This window comes from Streptomyces sp. NPDC002787, from assembly GCF_053592095.1.
This window is the reverse complement of the sequence record NZ_JBSFVC010000087.1, coordinates 1-2,230: the sequence shown is the minus strand read 5'-3', so window position 1 is coordinate 2,230 and position 2,230 is coordinate 1. Positions and strand designations below refer to the sequence as shown.

The following is a 2,230-nucleotide window of genomic DNA, read 5'->3' as shown; positions in this document are numbered from 1 at the left end:
CTCGGCGTACCCGGCGGGCGCGTTGAGTCCGGTGCCGATCGCGGTGGCGCCCAGGTTGATCTCATGGACCAGCTCGACCGCCTCGGCGAGCCGGCCCCTGTCCTCGTCCAGCATCACCGCGTACGCCGAGAACTCCTGACCGAGCGTCATGGGCACGGCGTCCTGGAGCTGGGTACGGCCCATCTTCAGGACCTCGCGGAACTCGACCGACTTGGCGGCGAAGGCGTCCTGGAGCACGGACATGGCCCTGAGCAGGGCGTGCACCGCGTAGACGGTCGCGATCTTGACGGCGGTCGGGTAGACGTCGTTGGTGGACTGGCCGAGGTTGACGTCCTCGTTGGGGTGCAGGTACGCGTACTGGCCCTTCTCGTGGCCCAGCAGCTCCAACGCCCGGTTGGCGACGACCTCGTTGGCGTTCATGTTGGTCGACGTGCCCGCGCCGCCCTGGATCACGTCGACCACGAACTGGTCGTGCAGCTTGCCGTCGCGTATCTCGCGGCACGCCTCGATGATCACGGCTGCCTTGCGGGGCTCCAGCAGGCCGAGTTCCTCGTTGGCGCGGGCGGCGGCCTCCTTCACGGCCGCCAGGGCCTCGATCAGGTTCGGGTAGGCGGAGATCGGGGTGCCGGTGATGGGGAAGTTCTCCATGGCGCGCAGGGTGTGAATGCCCCAGTACGCCTCGGCGGGGACGTCACGGTCACCGAGAAGGTCGTGCTCGCTGCGGGTGGCTGCGGCGGCGGTCATCGGAGTGCGGGCCTTCTCTCGGAGCGGGTCGGGCGTGGAGTACGGGGTGGGGAGGCGGCGGTGACACCGCGGGGACTTCCCACGACCGCTTCGTGGAAAGTCCCCGCGGTGTCACCGCCGGCGTCGGATCAGAGCAGCTTGTCCTTCGCCTTGTAGTAGGCGCCGCCGAACGGCAGGAACCAGGGAGTGCCGTTGTAGAAGGGGACGGGCACCTTCGGGAAGCCGAAGCCGCGCATCGGGTTGGCCTCGGGGTTGCCGTCCATCATCTCGGCGACCGCGCGGCCCATGTACGTGGCCATCTGGACGCCGTGGCCGCAGTAACCCATGGAGTAGTACAGGCCGTTCTCCTCGCCCGCGTGCGGAATGCGGTCCCAGGAGAAGCCGACCATGCCACCCCACACGTAGTCGATGCGCACCCCCGCCAGCTGCGGGAAGATCTCGGTCATCTCCCGCTTGAGGATGTCTCCGCTCTTGACGTCGGACGCCGGGTTGGAGGGGGCGAAGCGGGCCCGGCCGCCGAAGGCGAGGCGGTTGTCGGGGGTGAGACGGATGTAGTTGCCGACGTTCTTGTGGGCGACCAGCAGGCGGCCGTTGGGGATGAGCTCCTTGGCGCGCGCCTCCCCCAGCGGCTCGGTGACGATGATGAAGCTGCCGACGTTGATCAGCCGCTTGCGGAACCACGGCATCGACTGGTCGGTGTAGGCGTCCGTCGCCGCCATGACCTGCTTGGCACGGATGGTGCCGCGCATGGTCTCCACCACGAAGCCGCCGCCAGGGAGGCGGGTGAGGCCGGTGGCGGCGTTGCGCTCGTGGATCCCGGCACCGGCACGCTCGGCGGCGTCCGCCAGGCCGACGACGAACTTGCCCACGTGCAGGGCTGCGCCGAGCGGGTCGAGCAGGGCGCCGTGGTAGTAGTCCGAGCCCAGCTCGGCGCGCAGCTCGCTCTTGCTCAGGACGACCGTCTCGTGGCCGAAGTTCTCGGCCAGGTCGCGCTGCTTGGCGTGCATGCCCTCGAGGTGCTTGGGCTTGCAGACCAAGCCGAGGCGCCCGGCACGGTGGAAGTCGCAGTCGATGTTCTCCTTGGCCGCGATCTCCTCGACGAGGTCCACTGCGACGCGGAACGCGTCGTAGAGCTCGCGAGCACGTTCCTGCCCGTAGCGCTGGCGGGCCTGGGCCGGGCTGATGGTGATGCCGGGGTTGCAGTGGCTGCCGTTGCGCCCGGAGGCGCCCGAACCGACCTGGTCCTTCTCGACGAGGACGACCCGGGCACCCTTGCGAGCGGCGTGGTAAGCGGTGGACAGGCCGGTGAGGCCGCCGCCGATCACCACCACATCCGCCTCGTCGGGCAGGTCCTTCCCGGAACGGTCGGGCAGGGCGGGGGCTGTGTCCATCCAGTAGGGGATCTGCTTCATGGCGTGCGTCCTCTGTGTTCTCGGTCTGTTTCGCCGGTTGCGCCGTCGGTCAGCAGCCGAGGAGCTTCGGCAGG

Annotated in this window: 2 protein-coding genes; both read right to left on the bottom strand. The window is 69.2% G+C overall.

The features are described from left to right. A partial coding sequence (locus ACWD26_RS44040) for a lyase family protein (protein ID WP_451279394.1) occupies window positions 1-744 on the bottom strand: 744 nt, incomplete at its 3' end. A gap of 128 nt (window positions 745-872) precedes the next feature. Further along, on the bottom strand, window positions 873-2,156 hold the full coding sequence (locus ACWD26_RS44035; RefSeq protein ID WP_451279392.1) for an NAD(P)/FAD-dependent oxidoreductase: 1,284 nt from the start codon (window positions 2,154-2,156) through the stop codon (window positions 873-875). Between the last annotated feature and the right edge of the window lie 74 nt (window positions 2,157-2,230).

Excerpts from the sequence above, each read along its gene's own strand:
- ACWD26_RS44035 (WP_451279392.1), bottom strand. The coding sequence starts at position 2,156 with ATGAAGCAGATCCCCTACTGGATGGACACAGCCCCCGCCCTGCCCGAC.